Annotated in this window: 16 protein-coding genes; 8 read left to right on the forward strand and 8 right to left on the reverse strand. The window is 58.8% G+C overall.

All coding sequences use genetic code 11. The annotated features are described in order from the left end of the window. Positions 1-972 (reverse strand): zinc ABC transporter substrate-binding protein, encoded by a 972-nt coding sequence (locus ACEWE8_RS02260; protein ID WP_046784610.1) that lies wholly within the window; start codon positions 970-972, stop codon positions 1-3. 43 nt (positions 973-1,015) lie between these two features. Next, positions 1,016-2,320 (reverse strand): MFS transporter, encoded by a 1,305-nt coding sequence (locus ACEWE8_RS02265; protein ID WP_046784611.1) that lies wholly within the window; start codon positions 2,318-2,320, stop codon positions 1,016-1,018. Positions 2,321-2,508: 188 nt separating this feature from the next. Here ACEWE8_RS02265 and ACEWE8_RS02270 point away from each other — a divergent pair, with 188 nt between their 5' ends. Both ACEWE8_RS02270 and chrA read left to right on the forward strand, forming a co-directional pair. Beyond that, positions 2,509-3,450 (forward strand): chromate resistance protein ChrB domain-containing protein, encoded by a 942-nt coding sequence (locus ACEWE8_RS02270; protein WP_144415396.1) that lies wholly within the window; start codon positions 2,509-2,511, stop codon positions 3,448-3,450. Next, positions 3,443-4,813, forward strand: a complete 1,371-nt coding sequence (chrA, locus tag ACEWE8_RS02275) for a chromate efflux transporter (RefSeq protein WP_046784612.1) — start codon at positions 3,443-3,445, stop codon at positions 4,811-4,813. The genes ACEWE8_RS02270 and chrA overlap by 8 nt, the downstream gene beginning before the upstream one ends. 340 nt (positions 4,814-5,153) lie before the next feature. Here chrA and ACEWE8_RS02280 read toward each other — a convergent pair whose 3' ends face one another. Then, on the reverse strand, positions 5,154-5,606 hold the full coding sequence (locus ACEWE8_RS02280) for a hypothetical protein (protein WP_046784613.1): 453 nt from the start codon (positions 5,604-5,606) through the stop codon (positions 5,154-5,156). 85 nt (positions 5,607-5,691) lie between these two features. Between ACEWE8_RS02280 and ACEWE8_RS02285 the strand changes: the two genes are divergently transcribed. From ACEWE8_RS02285 to ACEWE8_RS02295, 3 genes are all read left to right on the forward strand, one after another. Further along, positions 5,692-5,979: a helix-turn-helix domain-containing protein gene (locus tag ACEWE8_RS02285; protein WP_046784614.1), complete on the forward strand. Its 288-nt coding sequence runs from the start codon at positions 5,692-5,694 to the stop codon at positions 5,977-5,979. Positions 5,980-6,300: 321 nt separating this feature from the next. Further along, positions 6,301-6,567 (forward strand): antitoxin Xre/MbcA/ParS toxin-binding domain-containing protein, encoded by a 267-nt coding sequence (locus ACEWE8_RS02290; RefSeq protein WP_080952058.1) that lies wholly within the window; start codon positions 6,301-6,303, stop codon positions 6,565-6,567. Positions 6,568-6,622: 55 nt separating this feature from the next. Further along, positions 6,623-7,222 (forward strand): DUF6088 family protein, encoded by a 600-nt coding sequence (locus tag ACEWE8_RS02295; protein WP_080952059.1) that lies wholly within the window; start codon positions 6,623-6,625, stop codon positions 7,220-7,222. A gap of 611 nt (positions 7,223-7,833) precedes the next feature. Here the strand turns inward: ACEWE8_RS02295 and ACEWE8_RS02300 are convergent. From ACEWE8_RS02300 to ACEWE8_RS02310, 3 genes are all read right to left on the reverse strand, one after another. After that, entirely contained in the window at positions 7,834-10,248 is a 2,415-nt protein-coding gene (locus ACEWE8_RS02300; RefSeq protein WP_046784616.1) for a S8 family peptidase, read from the reverse strand. A gap of 23 nt (positions 10,249-10,271) precedes the next feature. Beyond that, positions 10,272-11,255 (reverse strand): AAA family ATPase, encoded by a 984-nt coding sequence (locus ACEWE8_RS02305; RefSeq protein WP_046784617.1) that lies wholly within the window; start codon positions 11,253-11,255, stop codon positions 10,272-10,274. A 960-nt stretch (positions 11,256-12,215) separates the two neighbouring features. Next, positions 12,216-12,614 (reverse strand): hypothetical protein, encoded by a 399-nt coding sequence (locus ACEWE8_RS02310; protein ID WP_046784618.1) that lies wholly within the window; start codon positions 12,612-12,614, stop codon positions 12,216-12,218. Positions 12,615-12,872: 258 nt separating this feature from the next. Between ACEWE8_RS02310 and ACEWE8_RS02315 the strand changes: the two genes are divergently transcribed. The 3 genes from ACEWE8_RS02315 to ACEWE8_RS02325 all read left to right on the forward strand — a co-directional run bounded on the left by ACEWE8_RS02315 (position 12,873) and on the right by ACEWE8_RS02325 (position 19,269). Then, positions 12,873-16,703, forward strand: a complete 3,831-nt coding sequence (locus tag ACEWE8_RS02315; RefSeq protein ID WP_046784619.1) for a GGDEF and EAL domain-containing protein — start codon at positions 12,873-12,875, stop codon at positions 16,701-16,703. Between the two features lie 195 nt (positions 16,704-16,898). Then, complete coding sequence (gene glyA, locus ACEWE8_RS02320; RefSeq protein ID WP_012316314.1) at positions 16,899-18,152, forward strand: serine hydroxymethyltransferase; 1,254 nt, start codon at positions 16,899-16,901, stop codon at positions 18,150-18,152. Between the two features lie 163 nt (positions 18,153-18,315). After that, complete coding sequence (locus tag ACEWE8_RS02325; RefSeq protein WP_046784685.1) at positions 18,316-19,269, forward strand: arsenic resistance protein; 954 nt, start codon at positions 18,316-18,318, stop codon at positions 19,267-19,269. Positions 19,270-19,308: 39 nt separating this feature from the next. Here ACEWE8_RS02325 and ACEWE8_RS02330 read toward each other — a convergent pair whose 3' ends face one another. Next, positions 19,309-20,499: a multidrug effflux MFS transporter gene (locus tag ACEWE8_RS02330; protein WP_046784686.1), complete on the reverse strand. Its 1,191-nt coding sequence runs from the start codon at positions 20,497-20,499 to the stop codon at positions 19,309-19,311. Positions 20,500-20,548: 49 nt separating this feature from the next. Continuing rightward, complete coding sequence (locus ACEWE8_RS02335) at positions 20,549-21,148, reverse strand: thermostable hemolysin (RefSeq protein WP_046784621.1); 600 nt, start codon at positions 21,146-21,148, stop codon at positions 20,549-20,551.

Here is a 21,148-nt window from a genome sequence, read left to right on the forward strand (position 1 = left end):
TCATTGTTTTGTCTTGTCCAGGCTCTCCAGACATTTCGCCAGCTCGTTCCCTACGCGTGAAAGCAACTCTCCGTAGCCCCCAGCTTTGGCAGCGACGCCGTAACCCAACGCATCGAGCTCAGCAAAGCGCACCGGAAGCCCCGCCGCCAGCGTGTCGCTCAGCGTCGGTCGTACGGGAGGCTCGCTGAAGAGGCAGCTGGGACCTGCAGCCTCAAGCTTGGCTCGCATGTCTGCGACATGTCGCGCACCTGGTCTCACCTCACCGCCGATCGCCAGGACGCCCGTGTGGTTCAGGCCGTACGCTTCCTCGAAGTAGTCGAAGGTCTGGTGGAAGACGAAGAAAGGTTTGGCCGCAAGCGGCTGCAGGCGAGCCTTGAGTTCTTGATCCTGTTTGCTCATTCGGGCATCAAACGCCTCGACGTTCGCTTGATAGCGAGTGGCGTTCTGAGGATCAACTGCGGACAGGTCAGCGGCCATCTGCCTGGCGATCACCACCGCGTTGCTCGGGCGAAGCCAAAGGTGGGCGTCAACAGAGCCGGGGCGGTGCTGATCGTCATGATCGTCGCCCTCAGGGACCTTGTTCAGTACTTCGTCGTGACCATGTTCAGCGTGGTCATGCTCCTCGCCGAAGTGGCGTAGGTGCAGACCTGGCAGATTCTGGATGGCTACGGTCTTTCCGCTGCGGGCAGAGAGACTTTTGGCGAGATAAATTTCGAGATCCGGCCCAATCCAGTAAACGACATCTGCAGCCTGAATATCTCGAACCGTAGAAGGCTTGAGCGAGAAGCTATGTGCTGACGAACCGGCGGGTACCAGGACTTCGGCATCGCCTACACCGTCCTGAACTTCTGCAGCGATGAGCTGGAGAGGCTTGATGCTGGTCACAACCTTAACTTCGGCGGAAGCGGCAGCACTGGTTACAGCCAGAATGAGGGAAGCGCCGATGATCGACACGGTGTGGCGGTTTTTCATAAGTGCTCCATTTGGGAAGTGCTGAGGTGCGTCGAGCCTTGTGCTAGGAGCGAGGCCATTTCCGGTGTTCGTCATCGATCACAAACGGATGAGCGTGAGATTTTCCATCTGCAACATGGGGATGATCTTCAGAAAGGTCGTCGTGATGATGCGCCACGACCTCGTGATCATAATCGGGATGCCAAATCCATTTGCTCAATAGCCAGGCACCCCCAGCCAGCAGACCTAGACCGATGAACCCAGCGGTGAGGCTGACGCTGGCTCCCAACCATCCGGCCAGCGGATAGGTGATCAGCCAGCAGGCATGGGACAACGCGAACTGAGCAGCGAACAGCGCCGGTCGATCTTGGGCAGAGGAGGACCGTCGCAGGATCCGTCCAGATGGCGTCTGAGCCAGGGAGTAGCCAGCGCCCAGTACCACCCACAACGCAATCAAGGCCGAATAGCTGGACACGAAGGCCCCGACTAGCAAACCGGCCACCAGGATCGCTCCGCCGGCCAACATAGCCTTGCGATCGTCCAGGTGCTCCAGTAGTCGCGGGAGCACCAACGCAATGACCATCGAGCCACCTCCGAAGGCCATCAACGCCATAGCCATTGCGCTCTGGTCCAGCCCAAGCTTCGCCTGTACCAGCACGACCGTATTCACAATCACCATCGCGCTGGCAGCAGCAATGGCCAGGTTAAGGGCAAGCAGGCCGCGCAGGCGCGGAGTATTCAGGAAAATCCGCAGGCCTTTGGTCGTACGCTCGTAAATGCTCCGCTTGGGTCCACGAACCGCTACCGGCAGTACTGCTGAAACCACCATGGCAGCTGAAACGAGAAAACCCACGACAGTGCCACCAAACAGGCTGTGGAAGCTCACCACGGTCAACAGTGCAGCCGCGAGCATCGGGCTGATGACGCTCTCCAGGTCGTAAGCCAGACGCGAAAGCGACAGCGCCCGAGTGTACTCACGCTCATCGGGAAGGATGTCGGGGATGGTGGCCTGAAAGGTTGGGGTGAATGCGGCGGAAGCAGACTGCAGCACGAAAATCAGTACGTAGACCTGCCAGATTTCCGTGACGAAGGGCAGTAGCAGCGCCACCGCTGCCCTGACCAGGTCGAGGAAGACCAGCATGGCTTTCCTGGGCAGGTGCTCGGCGAACGCCCCGGCGATCGGGGCCACAACAATGTAAGCCACCATCTTGATCGCGAGCGCAGTACCCAGGACCGCGCCGGCTTGCGCGCCGGCCAAATCGTAGGCCAGCAACCCAAGCGCCACCGTCGCCAGGCCGGTGCCGATCAGGGCGATCACCTGAGCGATAAACAGGTGCCTGTAAGTGCGGTTTTTCAGGACGGAGAGCATGGCACCTCTGTGCACGGCTGTAGGCGATCCTATCGCCTTGGTTACATCACGAGGCAATAGCGTATCCCCCCTGGGGGGATGTGGTCAACGCGACAACCTGTAATTCAAACCCTCCCGCAAATACCCGTTGCTTTTGGCTCAATCTTGGTTAATGTAGTGAAAGATACGTTTTGTGTTGAGTATATTACATGATCGATTGGTTGCTCCTGATTCTCGGGCTACCCACGGCCAATGCCACCGAGCGCATGCGTGCCTGGAGAACCCTCAAGGCCTCTGGCGCAGCTGTGCTGCGGGATGGCGTGTATCTGTTGCCTGACCAAAGCGCGGGCCGCGAGACATTTGAAGCCGTGGAGCGAGATGTGCTGGCCATCAACGGCACGGCATTTCTGCTGTCGCTGCCTGAGCGCAAGGAGCGCTTCAGTGGGCTGTTCGACAGAAGTGACGAATACGCCAAGTTCCTCGAAGAGATTGCAGGTTGCCGAGGGGAGCTTTCGCCAGACAACGCACTGCAGACGGCAAGGCAGGTGCGCAAACTGAGAAAGAGCTTCACTCAGTTGGCGGCGATCGACTTCTTCCCTGGCGTATGGAAGGGGCAAGCCGACTCGGCCCTGCAGGAATTTGAGACCGCGATTAGCCGTGCACTGTCGTCCGATGAGCCGAGTGCGCACGACGAGGTCATCAATCGGCTAGAGCGCAGCGAATACCAGGGGCGGACTTGGGCAACTCGAAAGCGCCCATGGGTGGATCGCTTGGCCTGTGCGTGGCTGATCCGTCGTTTCATCGATGCCGATGCACAGTTCTTGTGGCTAGAGAGTCCCAGCGACTGCCCTGGAGATGCACTGGGCTTCGATTTTGATGGGGCCAGATTCAGCCATGTCGGCCAGCGGGTGTCCTTTGAAACCCTTATCGAGAGCTTTGACGTTCAGCAGCCAGGTCTGGCACGCCTGGCAGGTGTCATTCACTACCTGGACGTTGGAGGTATCCAACCCTCCGAGGCACCCGGTATCGAGCGTGTCCTCGCAGGCTTGAGAGAAAGCATTGGCGATGACGATCAACTGACAACGGTCGCCGGAGGCATCTTCGATGGCCTGCTGACGGCTTTCGCAAGCGAGGAAACCCCAAATGGTTGATAGTCCCTCCGCAGTGGGTGAACAGCCGCCATCGAAAGCGACTCAGCAGCCGATCGGCCTCTATGAAGCCTTCCTGTTCTGGCTCAAGCTGGGCTTCATCAGCTTTGGCGGGCCCGCCGGGCAAATCTCGATCATGCACCAGGAACTGGTTGAGCGCCGGCGCTGGATCAGCGAGAAGCGATTTCTGCACGCGCTGAACTACTGCATGTTGTTACCTGGGCCTGAAGCCCAACAGCTCGCGACTTACATCGGCTGGCTTATGCACCGCAGCTGGGGCGGGGTTATTGCCGGTGCATTGTTCGTGCTGCCTTCGCTATTCATCCTGATTGGACTGTCCTGGGTCTACATTGCTTTTGGCGAGGTGCCGGTAGTCGCGGGAATCTTCTACGGCATCAAACCGGCAGTCACGGCCATCGTCGTACACGCTGCACACCGGATAGGTTCGCGAGCCCTGAAGAACGGCTGGCTGTGGGCCATGGCTGCGGCCTCCTTCGTGGCCATCTTCGCCCTTAACGTGCCGTTCCCGCTGATCGTGCTGGCGGCCGCCATCATCGGCTATGTAGGCGGTCGCTTCGCCCCAAGCAAATTCGTGATCGGCGGCGGTCATGGGGCGGCGAAAAACAGTTATGGACCAGCACTGATCGATGACGACACTCCAACCCCTGAACATGCGCGTTTCAGATGGAGCCACCTGGTACGTCTGCTGCTGATCGGCGCTGGGCTCTGGATCCTGCCCATGGGGCTATTGACGCTGTCGTTTGGTTGGGATGGCACCCTGACGCAGATGGGCTGGTTCTTCACCAAGGCCGCCCTGATGACGTTCGGCGGTGCCTACGCTGTACTGCCCTATGTCTATCAGGGGGCTGTCGGGCATTACGGGTGGCTGACACCAACACAAATGATCGATGGCCTCGCCTTAGGGGAAACCACGCCAGGCCCTCTGATCATGGTGGTTGCCTTCGTCGGATTCATCGGAGGCTACGTGCATCCGATGTTCGGGCTAGAGCACCCATTCCTCGCCGGTGCAGTCGCGGCGAGCCTCGTCACCTGGTTCACCTTCCTGCCCTCGTTCATCTTCATCCTGGCCGGTGGCCCGGTCGTGGAGTCGACACATAACGAGATGAAGTTCACCGCACCGCTGACAGGCATCACCGCCGCTGTGGTGGGGGTGATCCTGAACCTCGCCATGTTCTTCGGCTACCACGTGCTTTGGCCAACGGGCTTCAGTGGGGCGTTTGACTGGCCTTCAGCGGTGATAGCGGTTGCTGCAGCAATAGCCCTATTCCGCTTCAAGCGGGGTGTGATCCAGGTTCTATTTGCTTGCGCCCTGGCAGGTCTGGCAGTCCACATGCTGCGTATTTGATACCAGTTGCCGACCGGCACATCGTCGGTCGGGTTTTCATGACCTATCGCCTGCTGGCACCTTGTGAATCATTGAAGGGAAAAGAAGTTCGGATGGAGGTCCGCTTTGGGTCGATTGCGGTCATTCGCGAGCGACCCCTATCGATCCAAAGCTGCCTGCTACAGTAGTCGACGAAGACAGCCGACACGTCATAGTACAAGCGCTTGAGCGACGTCTGAAGGCCATCATTGAGGCCGCTTAGAGGAGCCGCCTTTGGTCTGCTGATCGTGAACGACACTGAAGTAGTTGCTTTGGTTTTTAACGAGTGGTGGCGAAAAATGAAATGCACAAGCCCTTTAACTCATCCACTCACGCGCAGATCGCGCTCAGCAGAAAAAATGATTTCTGTGACCTTGAGCTTTTCTTGCCGAGGCGAGAGATGGATGCTGTAACAAGCCCCACCTACTACCTTATAGATATAACCCTCTTCAGCTCCTGAATCGCATTCAGCAATGCTCACTTCCTGGAGCGGTTCCATCACCCAGTCCTTCCCGCCTCTCATGTGACCAGGAGACATCAGGTGAGCCTGCGCAAGCCATGAGCGGTCATCAAGCTCCGAAAGCATCTGTTGAAGAATCGGTACCGTAGGGATCATCAGCATGCTGCCCACGATGTCATCACCATAGTCACGCACGAGCTCCACGTAAAACCATGGGTGGTGCAGTTCCAGCTCAATAAATTTCCAGCGGCGACTGGAAGGCTCTCCGAAAATGTCGGCTGAGCTGAGTTCGGCGTGCCTGTAGGTCTTGAACATCGAAAAATCCTCAAAATATTAACAATAGTTAATGGATGTCCGACGTTCAAGACGGCTTCATCATTCCTTTTGTAGGAATGAAAAAATGGAACTGAAACAGGCATTTGGGAAAGCAATGAGGCAGCTTAGAAAATCCCGCAACCTCAACCAAGAAGATTTCGGTGGCCACAGCAGCCAAACCTACCTCAGTCAACTGGAAGCCGGTGGAAAAGGCCCTACCCTCGAAATGGTGCATGGGCTCGCCACTGTCATGAATGTTCATCCTTTGACGATCTTGACCCAGTGCTACCTTTTTATGGACAAGGATGCCACTCTGGATTCAATCATTCAGCGCGTTCGTGAGGAGCTCAGCGTGACGCCATCTGACCGATGAGGATGGGCACCTGCCCCCTTCAGCTTGGGCTGAGATGTACTGTCTGATGCAACCAAAGTCTGCGCTGCCTGAGCCAGTGGCTGGGTTGCGCCTGGGCCCTACCTATGCAGAAAAGGAGAGACATTGAAAGGTCGGCGGAAGGTAAAGACTGAGAAGTGGCGTATCAAGTCGGAACAGGAAGGCAGCGCCCAAGAGCTTTTGCGAGGGCGGGCACAGACGCAAGGAAAGCTCCTCGATATCGCGGCACAAGCCGGCAAGAGAATGGAGCCCGTTGGCCGACTTGCCGGTTGAGAGATACGCTTTCACATTTGAGGTGTGCAAATGAACGATCCACATATACTGGCGCTTTGCCCCAGTTCACCGTTGGGGTGCTGGAGCATCGGCCACCGATGCTTCAAGGGAAGGTGCGAGCAAATCGGGCACCTGGCAACGCGAGTACTTGGCAGTCGAGTACTTGCCGCACAATGGCTATACAAGCCAGCGATCGGCCTAAGGCATCAAGTGCCTTGCAACATCTTGGAAACCCGATCGGGCTACCAGCAGGTGGTGACACTTCTAGGTCGAATTGAGTACGGTGTCTACGCTTAACGCCGGTAGGTTCATATCCAGACGACCTGTCAACCCGCATGACATAGGATTAGCTGTGTCTGTCGCAGAATCTATTTCGAACCGTATAAAGCGCATGCCTAAGGGAAGGCCCTTTGTTAGGGCGGTATTCGAGCGAGCGGGCTCCCGCTCTGCGGTGAACAAAGCTCTGTCTCGGATGGTACTCAGGGGTTACCTAGAGCGTGTGGCCCGCGGCGTTTACATGCGTCCCAAGTACAGCCAATACACGGGCAAAAGGGTTCGAGCCAACCCGATTTCTGTAATGGAAGCTGTTGCCAGGGCAAGAGGCGAGACTATCCAGATCCATGGTGCAGAAGCTGTTCGTCGACTTGGACTGAGTGTTCAGATGCAGGTTTTGCCTACTTACTACACCAGTGGAGCGACCCGTGAGATCAAGATAGGTAGCGCGGTTGTTCGGCTGCGCCATGCGTCTCGCCAACGACTCCAGCAAGCAGGAACGCGAATAGGTACGGCCCTGACTGCTTTTTTCTATCTCGGAGAAAATGGGGTGAATGAGCAGGTCGCGAGCAAGATTGCCAACTCGCTCAGCGCTGAAGAACTCAAAAAGCTCATGGCATGCAAAATGCCCAAGTGGATGCGCTCAGCACTGGCCAACTGCGCTAGAAATGCGAACTGAAAGATTTAGGGAACAATAAAATTCTCGATTCAAGATACAACTAACATCTCCGTTGTCGCGACCGATTCTGGAATTCAGGCTCCGACAATTGCACTAAAAGTCGTTCGGGATATAAACAATAAAGTTTGGGCATCGACCACGAGAAAGAGAGATTGATATTTTTGGTGCCTCCACTGACCTCGCCAAATTTCGTTGAGCAGGTTCAATTGGTCAGTCATCGCGTAGCTCGGCGGCACGCCGAACGAAAGCTACTTCTGATCAGCATCATCTGGACGCTTGTCGTTCAGGGAGACAATATCGAACTCGTCGCTAAAAAAGACGCGTCACCTGCCTGAATTACCACGAGAGGCTCCGCATATCTTATTCGTCACTATCCGCATTGTAAAACTTGAATGCCATTTTCGATTCAAGAGCAGTCAGAGTTGTGCAAACATGCTTTGATTTAGGCTGAATTTATACTCCACCTTAATCAATAGACGAGTGATGCATAGCTGATACTCTCAGACTAGCAACTAGGAGGAGCCACCACAATCCGTACTGCAGTTGGGGTGGCGGCCCCGTCAAATTAGCGTAAACAAGGGAGCTTTGGCTAGACGCTCTCGCTTTGCAAACTATATCGCGGCCCGCTGACGTGCCTGCTCTCTTGCCTGTAACTGCAGAGCTAGGGTGGCTTGAATCTCGCTGTATAATTGCGCCTGCTCGTTATCACGGTCTGAAACCGTCACTACAAGCGCGTATGGTTCTTCAACCAGCACATCCGGATGTTTCCACTCCCGATCCTGGCGAATTACCACCACGAACCACTTCTCGTCCGGATTGCGCTGCTTGAAGGTCCATTTTGAGGATTGCACAGTACCTCTGCTTCGCAGCTGCGCAGAGATATCACGATTGGCGGCTGCATCGTCGTTTCGTGTCTCTGTTTCGTCCTGGTTTTCCTTGTTGAAGTGCGCCTGCACTTCATCAAGCGACTTACCTTTGACCAACCTGTAGCTAATCTGCGTGGCGAGATAATCCAACCGCGTGGTTCTCACAGCTGGCGAATAAGCGAGGGTCACGCTCAATTCCCTCAGCCCTCTCGCTTTGCGCAGATAAGACGCTGGCAGTGGCAACTCGAAGAACTGGCAGGCGTCTTTTTCAATCGTCTCCTCGCACATTAGCACTACGCAGTGATCTGAGGATCGAAACAAATCGCTTTCGTTCACCTGCCCATAGCCGGCAACGTCGCGAGAAATCTCACGGTTATAGGTGGCTTTGTTGACCTTGTATCCCTTCCTCATTTCGTCAGGGAAAGCGGTCTCAATCTCGCTCGGCAGCGATGCGTGACTCACCAGCATCGCTCGCAGCAAGTTGGCCGAGGCGTCCGGATATTCATTGAGTAAACGGCCGGAAAGGTAGGTGATGTAGGGGGCAGAGAAACTAGTACCGCAGATTTCTTTGAACAGCGTATTGCCCTGAAACTGGTAGTTCAAGGTCAGAACGCCCAGGCCGCGCATTTCCGTCTTCCACTGGTTGTTCCTGAAATGTACCGGGCACGCCAGGTTTCCTCCATGAGCCACCAGCTCCGGCTTCAACGCGCCTTTAACCGACGGGCCATGCCGCGTGAATGGTGATGGCTGATTCTCACAGGACGGGGATAGTTGATGAATTTCAGGATAACGCTGACTATCCACGGTGGCATCGTGTCGGGCAATACTGCCTACCGTTAGCACGTTCATCGCAGGTGCTGGATCAATGATGACGCTGCTCTCGTGCAACAGGTATTCTGGGTACTCTTCGCGCCAGCTATTGATAGGTACAGCTGGGTCAGATGACCCCATGAAGTTACCGGTCGAGACTACGAACAGGACGTTGTGCTTACGCGCAAGCACATCCAGGATGTAAGCCAACCCGCGAACGTGGCTGCCGTCATAGGGAGCATTACTGTTCCCCAATGAGAGGTTGAAGATCCTGCACCCTAAACCTACGAAGTGCTCAACAGCCTCCGTCAGAGTAGCCTCAACGGTGTGCTCGTCGTAAATAGGATTTTCGGTATCTGGACATTTCCGCATGACCTTGCCGTTGTAGAGCCAAAACTCCGGACGCCAGTAATTACTGCGGTCACAAGCTTCAACGTCACCATACAGAGCGATGCCGGCTACAGCGGTACCATGCCCCACTTCATCAAACTCGTCTTGGCCTTCAACGAATGATTCACTCTCGGCAATTGCGGATCTAAGAAGTGGATGGTTCGTATTGATCCCACTGTCGAGAATGCATACTCGTGCTGCTTCGAGAGCAGGTTGCGGAATATTGCCTGGAAGCTCAGCTATATCTCGGTTCAGCTGGGCATAAGTGATGCCAGTCTGCGGTATCCGATCGACCAGACGCACATCGCTGTGATTCAAAAGTAGGTCAGCCTGCGCCTGCGTAGCTTCGACGCGATACATGACCAAGCTGTCGTAATTCAGCTTGTGCACTGTCTGGATGCCAGCCTCTTCCAACCATTTTTCAAAACCCGTGACGAGGCGAATCCGTGCTGGGTGATTCATGACGTAGTGAGGCCATAGCTCAACATCCAGCTTGAAGTGCTCCCCCTCGGGGAGACCAAGATTGCGCAGCGCCCAGCTCTTCCTATCCTCGGCAGACCAGGCGTCGATACCCTCGATGGCTTCGAGAATCTGCTTATAGCTTACGGTCTGACCCAGGACGCCGAGCTTGTTCAGGTGATCTTGGAAAACCGCTAGGCCCTGCTCGGTGGCGAAGACGACACACACCTGCTTGCTTTCCTGACTGATGAACTCCAGGCCATGCTTTTGGAGATTTTCGAAGGTCATCGCGCCGTCGTACTGCAACTTAAGCACGAAAGGGGAGTTTTCTGCAGACTTGATTTGCTGGCGCGCAATGCCTGCGGCAGTGGCGAAGTAGCCGTTCAGCTTTTGACCATGCCCGCGCAAGTCACCACGCTTGGCGAACTTCGGCGGATTTTTTGTCCGGCGGGCATTGTCGAGATTTTCGCGCTCAAAGCTCAGGTGCTTGTACGTTGCCATTCATCGTCCTTGATTGCAGCGGATCAGTGTTTTCGAAGCCCCTCTCGCACCAGTGCACTACGAAGCTCTTTGATGGTGAGGAACTCTTGGTTTCGCAATATCATACGCTTAATGGCACGCCGAACAACTCGTTCGACATCGGCACCACTTTTCCCTTCAAGCTCTGCCAGCAACTCGCCGTCATCTAGCTCAAATTGTCGGCGAATACCCCGCAACTTTAGCTGCAACAACGAGGTAAGCTGTTTCCTATCAGGAAGTGGAAATTCAATGGCGTCATCAAACCGGCGCCAAATTGCTGAATCAAGAATACTTTCGTGGTTGGTCGCTGCCAAAATGAGGCTCTGACCATCGTAAGCATCCATCATCTGCAATACAGCATTGACCACACGGCGGAGCTCACCGTGATCAGAACTATCACCACGCTCTTTGCCAATCGCATCAAACTCGTCAAACAAAACAACCAACTGATGCCTGGAAATGAACTCAAACACCTTTCGCAGGTTGGCGGCAGTTTCTCCGAGGAACGACGACACCAGTGCGTCGAGCCGGACGATAGCCAGTGGCCGGTCCAACTCGAAGGCGATCACTTCAGCCGCAAGAGTCTTACCGCAACCTGGTGGACCGAAGAAAATGACCTTGCCTGATGGCTTCATGCCGTAACTGCGAAGGACCTCAGAACGGCGATGCTCCTCAAGCATCTCCTCGATCATGACGGCACTGCTCTCAGGGAGGATGATCTCTTCAAGCGATCGCTTGGGCGGCCTAATATCGAGAAGCGGAAGTCCACGCTCCTTATCTACAGGAATGTCAGCGGTAAATTGCGGTTTACGTGCGGACTGAACATGCATGTCGCCGCCGTAAAGAATCTGTTCCAAATCGTTGGCCAGAAGGTGGTGCTGTTTTTGCCGCTCTTCTTCGATAATAGCTTCCGAAGCACGACGGAAGGCCGCCTGATCTCCGAGCGTTCCGGCCTTGAAGAGCTGCCGTAGTATTTTTCCGTTAGCCATTTGATATGGTCCTGCAATTAGGTTGTTTCTCAGAGTCGTCAACTCATGAAACCAATTCTTGCCCTAAGCAGTACAACTAACAGGCTGAATCAATGAGAGCTAACATGAACGGACTCCTTTCCAATAATTACTATAGTGCAAACTCTAAAAACTCTTACACCAAGCTTACTGCAAGAGTATCGCCTAGGGTGGCTATTTGTCCAGTATTTCCAAAGCCTCAGCTCGGATTTTCAATGACAGTCGACGAGCGGCTTTGCTTGCGAGGACGATGAGCCGCCCTCTGTAAAAATGCCACTCCAAGGATAGCCAGGTACCCGCGAACCAGCATGCTGGCCGGGAGAACCTGCAAGCATCTGCAACTAGATAACTTTCGCTAAAATTAAAAAGTCGAACACCAAGCATGATCCATGCGTGCACCAGAACACCTACAAATTCTGCAATCTTATACAGCTATCAAACTTTTCAGCTGTCTGTTCAGCATGTAGGGTGCTTAGGACCTGCAGTTTTAGAGATTAGAGTTGCGCCACAAATGCGATGACCGGCGAACCGCGCTTTCTGCCAGATGAAAAAAGTTAAGTTTCGAGGTTACATCCGGCCCCAAAAGCGCCAAAAGGTTACTAAAGTTTAGACAAGGCAACGTTTTTTAGATTTTTTGCCATTGCCGATAGGCTGGAGCCCAGAACTTTAGGGGGAAAATCGCTCAATCAGAAAACGCAACCAAAAACTAATAGCGCAGATATGCATATTGAGCCAAAACCAAGCCCTCTAATCAGATAGGTAAAGACATCGACGATCGCCCCGGCCAGGTGGCCAGGCGGATGTGTTTACGGGGTGTCATTGAACAAAGTCGACCATTCTACGCCAACGCGCGGCGTTGCACAGGGTGGTCGGATGGTGGGGTCAACAGGGCCGCTGTGCGGCCCATTGGCGGCGATGAGGCCGGTGCTGGCCCCACACGAATCAGACGTGACGCTGCTTTGCCTTGCCCCGCGGCAAGCGGCAACGGTCGCCCTGCCCGGCCAGGCGCGCGGCCCAGGCAGATTTCACGCTGAAACCACCCTGGCGGGCAGGCTGCTCGGCAGCCTTGGCCGGCTTGGCGGCAGGTTTGTTCACGGCCTTGCTGGCCGGTTTCACTGCAGCCTCAGCCCCAGCTTCGACCGGGGCTACTGCCGCCTTGGCGGTCTTGCGCAGCTCGGCCAGCGACGGCGCCTTGGCTTTCGAGGCCGAGGCCTCAGGTTTGACCAGCGAACGCTGGCACGACTTGCAGGATACATCCTCGGTCACGGCAGTGCTGACAAGGGTCTGACTGCTGCGCCCACAGGCGGAATCGAGGCCATTGGTGGAAAAGTGAGTAACCAAAACCGAACATCTCCGATGCGTTGTCATTGAAGCGGGCGGCATTCTCGCACAGCAAGCAAGGCATTGCCGAACGGGCAGGTTTCATCGCGACCATCGGCACCCGATAGCAGGGCTGGCACTTTGCCATAATGACAGGCATGCTAGCCCGTTTCGGGTATACGGCCTTATAGTGCGCAACCGCGGTGCGGTAGCCCAGGCACCGGCATACACCGTGCATATCAATCCCTGCCGTCGCCAGCCCAATAGCAGGACCAAGGTTTGACCAATCTCAATCATCCGTCCTCGCCGCGCACTGTCACGCCGGCCCCAGCCGCTCCGGTGCGCGGCTCGGTCAAAGGTGCGCTGGCACTGCTGGCTTTGCTGCTGCTGGGTTTGCTGCTTTGGCAACTGTTCTCGCAGTTCCGCCACACCCAGGCCGAGCAGCGCCAGCAGCACCTGGACGCAAGCGTCGAACTGGCAGACCACTTGGGCCTGAACATGGCGCTCAAGGCCCAGCAGGCGCTGAATGTGGTGCAGCCGTATGTCAAAGCGCCTTCGCCTGCCGCCTTGCCCAGCCTGCTCGACACGCTGCGCGAGCGCCTGCCAAACCTCCGCGACCTGGCCTGGCTGGACCACAGTGGGCGGCTACAGAGCGACAGCCTGGCCGGCAGCCCCGACCGCCCGCTGATTGACGAGCTGTTCGGCTTGAACCAGGGCCGGCCTTACTTCTTCGCCAACTCGGCGGACAACCGCACCGTCTACCTGCTGTTGCGCCAGGCCACCGAGCAGGGTCGCGGCTACTGGCTGCTGCGCCTGTCCAACGATTTTTACCGCACCCTGACCCAGCACCTGGACGGCCCCGGGCACCCCCTGTGGCTGCTGGAGAACAGCCGCAGCGGCGAGGTGCTGGAACGCCACGCCCCAGCGCAGACCAGCGACCAGCCGCTGCAAAGCGTGATGCTGGTCTTCATCGACAACAGTGTCTGGCAGCTGCGGGGCCTGTTCGATGCCGGCCTTGCCCAGCAGAAACTGTTGCCGGCACTGCTGGGCAAGTGCCTGCTGGCGCTGTTCTGTGCCCTACTGCCGGTACTGGCGCTGATCAACATGCGCCGCCGCCAGCGCGCCCTGCAGGAGGACCGCCGGCGCTACCAGGAAATCTTCGAGGGCACCGGCGTAGCCCTGTGCGTGCTCGACCTCTCCAGCCTGCCCGGCCAGCTTGACCGCTACCACCTGCGCAACCTCGCCGCGCTCAAGCAGAGCCTGGCACTCGACTCCAGCCTGCGCCGCTCGCTGCTGCTGGAACTGAAGATCACCGAAATCAACCAAGTGGCGCGCCAGCTGCTCAACGTCGACTGCCACGCAGGGGCCTGGCAACGGCTGATCGACGGCAGCGGCGACGGCCGTGACAGCGTCGGCATGCAACTGATCGATGCGCTGATCGAGCAGCGCCCGCTGCTGGAACTGGAAGTGCGCCTGCCCGCCCCCCTGGGCGGTGAGCTGCACCTGTGGCTGATGGCGCGGCTGCCGGAACAGCGCCGCGACTACCAGGCGGTGATCCTGAGCATCAGCGACATCACCAGCCGCAAGCAGGTGGAGCTGTCGCTGCTGGAGCGCGAAAGCTTCTGGTCGGACGTGGTGCGTACCGTGCCCGACCAGTTGTACGTGCAGGACGTGCTCAGCCAGCGGATGATCTTCAGCAACCGCCACCTCGGCCAGACCCTGGGCTACGACCGCACCGAGCTTGCGCAGATGGGCGACCGCTTCTGGGAGCTGCTGCTGCACCCCGAGGATGCGGCGCACTACCAGGCCCTGCGCCAGCAGCAACGCACCAACGGCCACGGCCAGTCACTGCATTGCCAGCTGCGCTTCCGCCACCGTGACGGCGGCTGGCGCTGCTACGACATCCGTGAACAAGTGCTGACCCGCGACAGCGATGGCCAGGTTACCCGCATCATCGGTGTGGGCAAGGACGTCACCGTGCAGATCGAGGCCAGCCAGTCGCTACGCGACAGCGAGCAGCGCTACCGCATGCTCGCCGAAAGCATCAGCGACGTGATCTTCTCCACCGACAGCAAGCTGCAGCTCAACTACGTCAGCCCCTCGGTGCAGGCAGTGCTGGGCTACAACACCGACTGGATCTTCGAAAACGGCTGGCAGTCGATTGTCGCCAACCCGTCCCAGCTCACCGGCATCTACAGCCTGATGGAACGGGTCAGCAAGGCCATGGGCGACCGGGAACAGCTGGCACAACTGCGCCAGCACCTGCCCAACCAGCTGTTTTTGTTCGACTGCCTGCGCGCCGATGGCCGCAAGATCCCTATCGAGCTGCGCCTGGTGCTGGTGTGGGACGACCGCGAGCGCTTCGAGGGTGTGCTGGGCGTGGGCCGCGACATCAGCCAGCAACGCCGTGCGGAAAAAGACCTGCGCATGGCCGCCACGGTCTTCGAACACTCAACCTCGGCCATCCTCATCACCGACCCGGCCGGCTACATCGTGCAGGCCAACGAAGCGTTCAGCCGGGTCAGCGGGTATTCGGTCAGCGATGTGCTCGACCAGCTGCCAAGCATGCTGACGGTCGACGACCAGCAGGAGGGCCACCTGCGCTACGTACTCAAACAGCTGCACCTGCGCGGCAGCTGGGAAGGCGAAGTGTGGCTCAAGCGCCGCAGTGGCGAGCACTACCCAGCCTGGGTCGGTATAACCGCGGTGCTCGATGACGAGGGCGACCTGGCCAGCTATGTGTGTTTCTTCACTGACATCAGCGAGCGCAAGGCCAGCGAACAGCGCATTCATCGCCTGGCCTATTACGATGCCCTGACCCACCTGCCCAACCGCACGCTGTTCCAGGACCGCCTGCACACTGCCCTGCAACAAGCTGAGCGGCAAAAGTCGTGGGTGGTACTGATGTTCCTCGACCTGGACCGTTTCAAGCCGATCAACGACTCCCTGGGCCACGCCGCGGGCGATCGCATGCTCAAGGACATGGCCCTGCGCCTGCTGGCCTGTGTCGACGATGACGACACCGTGGCGCGCATGGGCGGTGATGAGTTCACCCTGCTGCTGCAATCGCGCGCCACCCGCGAAATGGCGCTCAACCGCGCCATCCATGTGGCCGAGAACATCCTCGCCAGCCTGGTGCGGCCATTCGTGCTCGAAGGCCGCGAGTTCTTCGTCACCGCCAGTATCGGCATCGCCCTCAGCCCGCAGGACGGCGGCGAACTGAGCCAACTGATGAAGAACGCCGACACCGCCATGTACCACGCCAAGGAGCGCGGCAAGAACAACTTCCAGTTCTACCAGGCCGAGATGAACGCCAGCGCCCTGGAGCGCCTGGAGCTGGAAAGCGACCTGCGCCATGCACTGGAGCAGAACGAATTCATCCTCTACTACCAGCCGCAGTTCAGCGGCGACGGCAAGCGCCTGACCGGTGCCGAGGCGCTGCTGCGCTGGCGCCACCCCACGCGCGGCCTGGTGCCGCCGGGCGACTTCATCCCGGTGATCGAGGAGCTGGGGCTGGTGGTGGATGTCGGCGACTGGGTGCTGCGCGAGGCCAGCCGCCAGCTCAAGGCCTGGCACAAGGCCAAGGTGCGCGTGCCGAAGGTGTCAGTGAACATCTCGGCCCGGCAGTTCTCCGACGGCCAGCTGGGCAAGCGCATCGCCACCGTGCTCGAAGAAACCGGCCTGCCGCCTGCGTGCCTGGAGCTGGAGCTGACCGAAAGCATCCTGATGCGCGATGTGAACGAAGCGATGCAGATACTCGACAGCCTGAAGGTGCTGGGCCTGAGCATTGCGGTGGACGACTTCGGCACCGGCTACTCGTCGCTCAACTACCTCAAGCAGTTCCCCATCGACGTGCTGAAGATCGACCGCACCTTCGTCGACGGCCTGCCCGAGGGCGAGCAGGACGCGCAGATCGCCCGGGCGATCATCGCCATGGCGCACAGCCTGAACCTGGCGGTGATCGCCGAGGGCGTCGAAACCCACGAGCAGCTGGAGTTCCTGCGTGAGCATGGCTGTGACGAGGTGCAAGGCTACCTGTTCGGGCGGCCGATGCCGGCCAGCCAGTTCGAGGCGCAGTTCAGCAACGAGACGCTGTTCATGTTCCAGTGATCCGGTGCCCGCTGGCGCGGCCCTGGCCTGCTGAAAGCGGACTTCAAAGTCAACTCCCGCCCCCATCCAGCCCAGGCAGGGCGCGGGATGCAACATGAAAGCCATTGGTCCGCGACTTGATGCCACTTCATATGCCAGGCGCGAATCAATCGGTTAGAATGCCCCCCCAATTCAGCCCGATCCTTGAGGACCGTTATGTTCAGCCGTGATTTGACCATTGCCAAGTACGACGCCGAGCTCTTCGAAGCCATGCAGCAAGAAGCTCTGCGCCAGGAAGAGCATATCGAGCTGATCGCTTCGGAAAACTACACCAGCCCAGCCGTCATGGAAGCCCAGGGTTCGGTCCTGACCAACAAGTACGCCGAAGGCTACCCGGGCAAGCGTTACTACGGTGGTTGCGAGTACGTCGACGTGGTCGAGCAACTGGCCATCGACCGCGCCAAGGAGCTGTTCGGCGCCGACTACGCCAACGTTCAGCCGCACGCCGGCTCCCAGGCCAACGCCGCTGTCTACCTGGCCCTGCTGTCGGCCGGTGACACCATCCTGGGCATGAGCCTGGCCCACGGTGGCCACCTGACCCACGGTGCTTCGGTAAGCTCCTCGGGCAAGCTGTACAACGCCATCCAGTACGGCATCGATGCCAACGGCCTGATCGACTACGACGAAGTCGAGCGCCTGGCCGTCGAGCACAAGCCGAAAATGATCGTTGCCGGCTTCTCGGCCTACTCGCAGGTCCTGGACTTCCCGCGCTTCCGCGCCATCGCCGACAAAGTAGGTGCCTACCTGTTCGTCGACATGGCCCACGTTGCCGGCCTGGTTGCCGCTGGCGTGTACCCGAACCCGGTGCCGTTCGCCGACGTGGTCACCACCACCACCCACAAGACCCTGCGCGGCCCGCGTGGCGGCCTGATCCTGGCCCGTGCCAATGCCGACATCGAGAAGAAGCTGAACTCCGCCGTCTTCCCGGGCGCCCAGGGCGGCCCGCTGGAGCACGTCATCGCGGCCAAGGCCATCTGCTTCAAGGAAGCCCTGCAGCCTGAGTTCAAGGCTTACCAGCAGCAAGTGGTGAAGAACGCCCAGGCCATGGCCAGCGTGTTCATCGAGCGTGGTTTCGACGTCGTTTCCGGCGGCACCCAGAACCACCTGTTCCTGCTGTCGCTGATCAAGCAGGAAATCTCCGGTAAGGATGCTGACGCCGCCCTGGGCAAAGCCTTCATCACCGTCAACAAGAACTCGGTACCTAACGACCCACGTTCGCCGTTCGTGACCTCGGGCCTGCGTTTCGGCACCCCGGCCGTCACCACCCGCGGCTTCAAAGAAGCCGAGTGTAAAGAACTGGCCGGCTGGATCTGCGACATCCTCGCCGACCTGAACAACGACGCCGTCATCGACGCCGTACGTGAAAAGGTCAAGGCCATCTGCAAGAAGCTGCCGGTGTACGGCAACTGATTGGCGATAGCCCGATGTGAAAAGCCCGGCCCTTGTGCCGGGCTTTTTCATGCCTGCGGGCAAGCCTTGCCATTGCAAGCCACAACAAGCGGGCGACCACAATTGCGGCGCAGCGTATTACCCTGTGCACCCTCACGCCCACCGCGAACGCCAGGACGCCGCCTTGACCAGAGAGCAACTCGAAACCCATCAGATTGCGTTGTATTTCGCCGCCGTGCTCGCCGCCGCTGCCTTCGGCCTGCTGGCCACCGACACCGCGCGCCACCTGGAAGCACTGGTCACCCCCGCCATCGCCGTACTGATGTACGCGATGTTCCTGCAAATCCCCTTCCTCGACCTGCGCCAAAGCCTGGGCAACCGCCGCTTCATGGCCGCGCTGCTGCTGGCCAACTTCATCTTTGTCCCGCTACTGGTGTGGGCCGCCACCCGAGGCTTGGTCGGGCACCCGGCCATCCTCATCGGCGCCCTGCTGGTGCTGCTGACGCCCTGCATCGACTACGTGGTGGTGTTCACCCACATCGGCAAAGGCGACTCGCGCCTTACCCTCGCCGCCACCCCCGTGCTGTTGCTGGTGCAACTGGTGCTGTTGCCGGTGTACCTGGCGCTGATGCTGGGTGACAGCAGCGAAGTGGCGATTTCCATCACGCCATTCGTGGAGGCGTTCGTGCTGCTGATTGTGCTGCCGCTGATCCTGGCGGTGCTCACCTCGGCCGGAGCACGCCGGTCACGTAGCGTTTCTGTGTGGAATGAGGCCTGGGCGTGGATGCCGGTGCCGGCGATGGCACTGGTGCTGGTGGCAGTGATCGGCTCGCAGATTGCCGTGGTAGTGCGCGATTTCGACCGCCTGCTGCCGGTGATCCCGGTGTACATCGGCTTCATGCTGCTGGCCCCGGTGCTCGGGTTTGCCTCGGCGCGGCTGCTGCGTTTGCCGGTGGCCGAGGCCCGCTCGGTGACATTCAGCAGCGCGACGCGCAATTCGCTGGTGGTGTTGCCGCTGGCGCTCGCATTGCCCGAGGACATGCGTACGCTGGCGGCAGCGGCGGTGATCACGCAGACGCTGATAGAGCTCATCAGTGAGTTGGTTTACGTACGAGCGCTCCCCGCGCTGATCCGCTGACAGCGCCCCGCAAGCCAACCCGCCCGGCACTGCTTAGCCTCAGGCCACCGACGCCTGCCGCTGCATCCGCACGCTCAGCATGCCCGACAGCGAAACCAGCCAAAGCATCAGGAACACGCCGGCGATAGCCAGGTTGGATGCCAACGGCAAGGCACTGACGATGCCTGAGGCAACGGCGCCGAACACCAGCATCAAGCACCCCTGCAGGCTTGCCGCTACCCCTGCCCGGTCCGGGAACAGGGACATGGAACGGGCCATGGCATTGGAGAAGATGAAACCTTGGCCAAAAGCGACCAGCATGATGCCACCCAGGATCGTCACCAGGTTCAAACCGCCCGGCATCGCGGCGATCACTGCCACACCGAGCAGGAATAGCGCCATCCCGGCCCACATCAAGGCATGCGCATTGACGTAACGGATCAGCGCGCGGTTTACCAAGGTGCCCACCAGGTAGCAACTGCCTACCGCAAGCGCCGTGGTACCAAAGTACTGAGCGCTGTGCCCGAGGCGTTCCTGGACGATGTGCGGCCCGAACACGTTCCACAGCAAGAAGGCAGAGAAACTGGAACCGAGCACGACGACCGAGGAACGAAAGCGACTGTCGGCCAGGATGCAGCGGTAGCCTGCGATGGTCTGCAGTGCACTGCGCCTGCCCGTCACCGCCAGCGACTCCTTGAGCCCCGCCAGCACGAAGGCAAGCACGATCACCGCGTATACCGCATAGAGCACGAAGTTGTAGCGCCACCCCAGATGCACTTCGATCAGCCCACCTACGTAGGGCGCGATCACCGGGCCCAGGCCAAAGGCCAGGCTCAGGTAGATGATCGCCACATAGAAGCGAGGCCCCTTGACGACGTCCACCAGCAACGCCCGCGCGACCACCTGGCAAGCGCCAATAGCGAACCCTTGCAGCGCTCGGGCCAGCAGCAGCATTTCTATCGAGGTGGCAACCGTTGCCAGCAGGCTGCCGCCGAGAAACACCACAAGGCCCAGCTGAACCGCCGGCTTGCGCCCGCGGGCATCGGCCATGACCCCGAAAAACAGCTGGCCGATCGCATAGAACAGCAGCGTGATGGTGATGGTGTTCTGCATCAATACAGGGCTGGCCGACAGTTCCCGGCCGATGGAGGGAATGCTGGGCGCATACAGGTCGATGGCGATGCCGCCAACGCTGTTGATCAGCGGCGCCAGGAACACAATGAAATTCTCGTAACGCTTGGTCGCGTTCATGTTTACCTCCAGCACACCGGGCACAGTGGTGCCCGGCATGGTGATCAGGTCAGGCAGATGCCTGATTGGCGAAATGGGGCTGGGCGAGGCCTGGCGCAGGTGCACTCATCCAGATGCTGGGCGATGACAAACGCGACACCACCACCCGCGGCCTGTGGTCGTAATAGGAACCCCAGTTGACGGCTGGGTCCCGGACCCGCCCTCTGTCCGCGCCGCCCAGGTCTTCGAGGTTGTCGACGATCGGCGCCAGCAACTGGCGCACCTGTTCGGTAGCGGTCAGCACCACCAAGCCGAAGTTGCGCAGCGCCAGGGTCTTGATGACATTGTTGAGCAGGTACTTGCCTGCACCGCTGCCGCTGCGAAATGAAGCGAAGGCGCCCACTTCGGCGATACGGGCGCGGTCCAGCCCATAGCGCTCATCCAAGCTCTGATCCAGGTAATACTCACTGAAGAGCTTGCCGGAATCGCCGTAACTGATGCCGGCACAGGCATAGCCCGGGGCGCCACCGTTAGGGTCGGTCAGGCATACGAACAGATCGGGCTCAGGTTCTGGCGTTGCCTGGTAGTGCTTGAGGTAGTGCGCACGCACCGCCTCTTGCAGGCATCGGTAGCCGGGCCGGCCTTTATAGAAATTACGCACGATGTACAT

The organism is Pseudomonas sp. TR47 (assembly GCF_044143025.1).
GTDB classification, from domain to species: Bacteria; Pseudomonadota; Gammaproteobacteria; order Pseudomonadales; family Pseudomonadaceae; genus Aquipseudomonas; species Aquipseudomonas putida_E.